This is a genomic window from Microbacterium sp. BF1 (assembly GCF_019279095.1).
GTDB lineage: Bacteria > Actinomycetota > Actinomycetes > Actinomycetales > Microbacteriaceae > Microbacterium > Microbacterium maritypicum.
In genome coordinates, this window is sequence record NZ_JAGYWT010000231.1 from 1 (window position 1) to 3,863 (window position 3,863).

General features: G+C 65.6%; 5 protein-coding genes and 1 pseudogene. 4 read left to right on the forward strand and 2 right to left on the reverse strand.

Annotation, left to right across the window (positions count from 1 at the left end):
- Together KZA10_RS09365 and KZA10_RS09370 are read right to left on the reverse strand one after the other, a co-directional pair.
- The coding region (locus KZA10_RS09365; protein ID WP_218682726.1) for an MDR family MFS transporter at positions 1-1,347 on the reverse strand (1,347 nt) is incomplete at its 3' end.
- Positions 1,348-1,974: a TetR/AcrR family transcriptional regulator gene (locus KZA10_RS09370; protein ID WP_218682727.1), complete on the reverse strand. Its 627-nt coding sequence runs from the start codon at positions 1,972-1,974 to the stop codon at positions 1,348-1,350.
- Between the two features lie 179 nt (positions 1,975-2,153).
- Between KZA10_RS09370 and KZA10_RS09375 the strand changes: the two genes are divergently transcribed.
- From KZA10_RS09375 to KZA10_RS09390, 4 genes and pseudogenes are all read left to right on the forward strand, one after another.
- Positions 2,154-2,603 carry an Asp23/Gls24 family envelope stress response protein gene (locus KZA10_RS09375; protein WP_235562598.1) on the forward strand — a complete coding sequence of 150 codons (450 nt, stop codon included), beginning with the start codon at positions 2,154-2,156 and terminating at the stop codon, positions 2,601-2,603.
- A 62-nt stretch (positions 2,604-2,665) separates the two neighbouring features.
- A complete protein-coding gene (locus tag KZA10_RS09380; protein ID WP_218682728.1) occupies positions 2,666-2,839 on the forward strand; it encodes a CsbD family protein in 174 nt (57 codons plus the stop codon).
- A gap of 122 nt (positions 2,840-2,961) precedes the next feature.
- Complete coding sequence (locus KZA10_RS09385; RefSeq protein ID WP_218682729.1) at positions 2,962-3,528, forward strand: RNA polymerase sigma factor; 567 nt, start codon at positions 2,962-2,964, stop codon at positions 3,526-3,528.
- Positions 3,525-3,863 (forward strand): annotated as a pseudogene (locus KZA10_RS09390) (hypothetical protein); the annotation flags it as partial. The gene KZA10_RS09385 and the pseudogene KZA10_RS09390, both read left to right, overlap by 4 nt.

Genomic DNA, 3,863 nt, shown 5'->3' on the forward strand with positions numbered 1-3,863 from the left:
GGAGGCGGCTTCGGGGGAGGCGCCGGCGCCGGTGAAGACGCCGAGCAGGTTCTCGGTCAGACGTGTGGTGAAGATCGTCCCGAACACCGCGGTTCCCAGAGATGCCCCCACCTCGCGGAAGTAGTTGTTCGTGCTCGTCGCGGTGCCGATCTCGCCGGCCGGGACCGCGTTCTGCACGACCAGGACGACGACCTGCATGATGAGGCCGAGCCCGGCGCCGAACACGAACAGGAACACGCAGATCAGCCAGATCGGCGTCGACGCCGACAGAGTGGTCATCGAGACCATGGCGATGCCGGTGATGATGGTGCCGAGGATCGGATAGATCCTGTACTTGCCGGTCTTCGAGATCACGATTCCGGAGAAGATCGACGTGCCCATGAGCCCCACCATCATCGGGATCATCAGCAGTCCGGATTCCGCCGCAGATGTGCCGGAGGACATCTGCAGGAACGTCGGCACGAAGCCGATCGCCGCGAACATCCCGATTCCGAGCACCAGCCCGATCGCGGTGGCGTTGACGAAGATCGGGTTGCGGAACAGGCTCAGCGGGATGATCGGGTCCTGAACCCGCGATTCCGTGATCACGAAGGCGGTCGCGGCGACGACCAGCCCGGCGCCCCAGGCCCAGGTCGCGAGCGAGTCCCAACCGAATTCCTTGTCTCCGCCGAAGTCCGTGAAGAAGATCAGGCACGTGGTCGCGATCGAGAGGAAGATGACGCCGAAGATATCGATCGGCTTCTCGGCCTTCTTGCTCGGCAGCTTGAGTGCGACCAGCGCGATGATGAATGCCGCGATCCCGACGGGGATGTTGATGTAGAACGCCCACTGCCAGGTCAGGTGGTCGACGAAGTAGCCGCCGAGGAGCGGGCCGGCGACGGCGGACAGCCCGAAGACCGCACCGAGCGGCCCCATGTACTTGCCGCGCTCGTTGGCAGGGACGATGTCGGCGATGATCGCCTGGGACAGGATCATCAGGCCGCCACCGCCGAGGCCCTGCAGGGCGCGGAAGACGACGAACATCCAGAAGTCGGTGGCGAATGCGCAGCCGACCGAGGCCAGGGTGAACAGGGCGATCGCGACGAGGAACAGGCTGCATCGACCCAGTACGTCGCCGAACTTGCCGTAGATGGGCATCACGATCGTGGTGGCCAGGAGATAGGCGGTGGTGATCCATACCTGGTGGTCGACGCCGCCGAGCTGGCCGACGATCGTCGGCATGGCGGTGGACACGATCGTCTGGTCGAGGCTGGAGAGCAGCATGCCCGCGATGAGGGCGCTGAAGATGATCCAGATGCGGCGCTTCGTGAGCAGGAAGGGGGCGTCCTTCGTGGCGGTGGCGGACATTCAGTGCGCTTTCTGTGACGGTGCGTAGAGCGAGCGGGCGACGTCGAGGCGTCGGGTGAGGAGATCGGCGAACGGCTCGGTCGACTGGCGATGCACCAGCTCGTCCATGCTCATGCGCACAAGCGCGCCGACGGTGTGCACGACCACCTCGGCCTGCAGCTCGGCGGCGTCGTCGGAGGTGCGATCGGTCTCGGCGGTTCGGCGGAGGATCAGCCCCACATCGCGCCTCTCGTTCTTCGCGAGATGCTCGAAGGCGGCCTTGAGCAGACGCGGCTCCTGCTCGATCACGGCGAACATCGTCGGGGCGTCCTCGACCGGGTTGAACAGCTCGAAGCGGCGGATCGTCAACCGGAGGAAGTCGTCGAGCAGGTCTCCGCGTCGGGCAGCGAACTCCTCCTCGAGCGCCTCCTGGGACGAGTCGATCGTCGCGAACCCGAAGACCGCATTCTCCTTGGTCTCGAAGTAGTTGAAGAACGTGCGGCGGGAGACTCCGACCTCGGCGCACACCTCCTCGATCGTGAACCCGGCGAACCCCTTCTCCGTCGTCAGACGTCGTGCGGCGTCGGTGAGGGCGCGGGAGGTCTCTCGCTTGCGCTGTTCTCGCAAGGAATCTGCACTGTCTGTCATGGAGTGCAATATTGCACTCTCAACCTTTGAGTGCACCGTGAGCGGTTCGTCGGGGGTCTTCAGAGACTTCTTTCGACGGATCTGTGACATCTGCCGTTCGGTATACGTCCTAGTGGTGGCGTCGCCGACCGCGACCTGCGCTTCGCACTGCGAGCGGCATGAGGAAGAAGGAACTCACGATGACGAACACGACAGGTGGCACCCAGCCCGAGATTCAGGTCGTCACCCCGCCGCAGGGGGCTGCGGTGGGGACGACCACGATCGAGGATGCGGTGGTCGCGAAGATCGCCGGCATCGCTGCGCGTGACGTCAGCGGAGTCCATGCGCTCGGCGGGGGCGCCGCACGCATGGTGGGCGCGATTCGGGACGCGCTCAACACGACCGACCTCTCGCAGGGGATCAGCGTCGCGGTCGGCGAAGCACAGATCACCGTCGACGTGACGATCGTCGCCGAGTACCCCGTCTCGCTGCAGAAGGTCGCGGATGACGTCCGCGCGGCGATCCACCGGGACATGGTCGATCTGGTCGGGGTGGGCGTGGTCGAGGTCAACGTCACCATCGACGACGTACACGTCCCCTCGGATGACGAAGGCGACACCGCAGACACGGACGAGGCGCCGACGGCATAAGCCGCCTCGTCGAGGACTCGGCCCCGAGACGCGGGGTCGGTGGAGAAGGAGAAGGAGAAGCCATGAGCGCTGAAGACAAGATCAAGGCCGCAGCCGAGAAGATCGCCGGCAAGGCGAAGGAGACCGTCGGCAAGGTCATCGATGACGACAAGCTCGTCGTCGAGGGCAAGGCGGAGCAGGCCAAGGGCAACGTCCGCGATGCCGCCGAGAACGTGAAGGATGCGTTCAAGAAGTGACGAGGCGGGGGAGAGACCCGCACGGCCTCTCCCCGATCCCTCACAGGCGGGTGAACAATGATCCGATCCGTTGGGGCATCTGTTCCGAATCCCTCAGGGGATCGGATCGAGGGGTGGGGTAGATGGAAGACGAACGCTTTCGCATAGCGCTCGAACACGCGGACGACGGCATCGTCGCCGGACGCGCGATGGATGGCGACGTCGAGGCCTTCGCGGTGCTCGTGCGCAGGTACACGCCCATGATGCGCGCGTACACACAGCGGATGCTGAATGCATCCGCGGATGTGGACGACATCGTGCAGGAGTCCTTCGTCACCGCCTGGCAGCGGTTCGGCGAACTCGAGGATCCGGCCAAGGTCAAGAGCTGGCTGATGAGGATCGTGAGCCGGAAGGCCGTCGATCGCATCCGCGCGATCCGCCCGGCCGTCGACATCGATTCGATCGACCGTCCGGCTCCGCTGCATGCCTCACCGACCGCGGTCGTCGAGGCGCGTGCGGGCGTCGCCGCCCTCGGGGCAGCGCTTCGAGAGCTGCCGGATGCGCAGCGCGAATGCTGGGTGCTGCGGGAGATCGGCGGATACTCCTATGAGGAGATCTCCGAGGAGCTCGACATCCCCGTCTCGACCGCGCGCGGCCTGCTCGCGCGGGCCCGGAAATACATGATCGTACGGATGGAGGAGTGGCGATGACCGACGAGAGAGAGACTCGCGAAGTCCGCTGGCTCGGCCTGGAACCGACCGATCTCGACGGGCACACGCTCGACGAGCTCACCGACTATCTCGACGCGGGGCGACAGCCCGCCGATCGCTCGATCGACGAGTCGCCCGGCTGTCAGCTGGCGCTGGACGCACTGGAACGGCTGCAGGGGCTCGGTGCTGAGCTCATCGCCGCAGAAGCCGCAGCCGAACCCCCGGTCGACGAGAACTGGGTCGATCGCATCCTCAGCGGCATCGCGATGGATGCGCGCGCCGGACGCCGCATCCCCTTCGAGTCACCGGATCCGCACGTGGATCTCGCGATCACC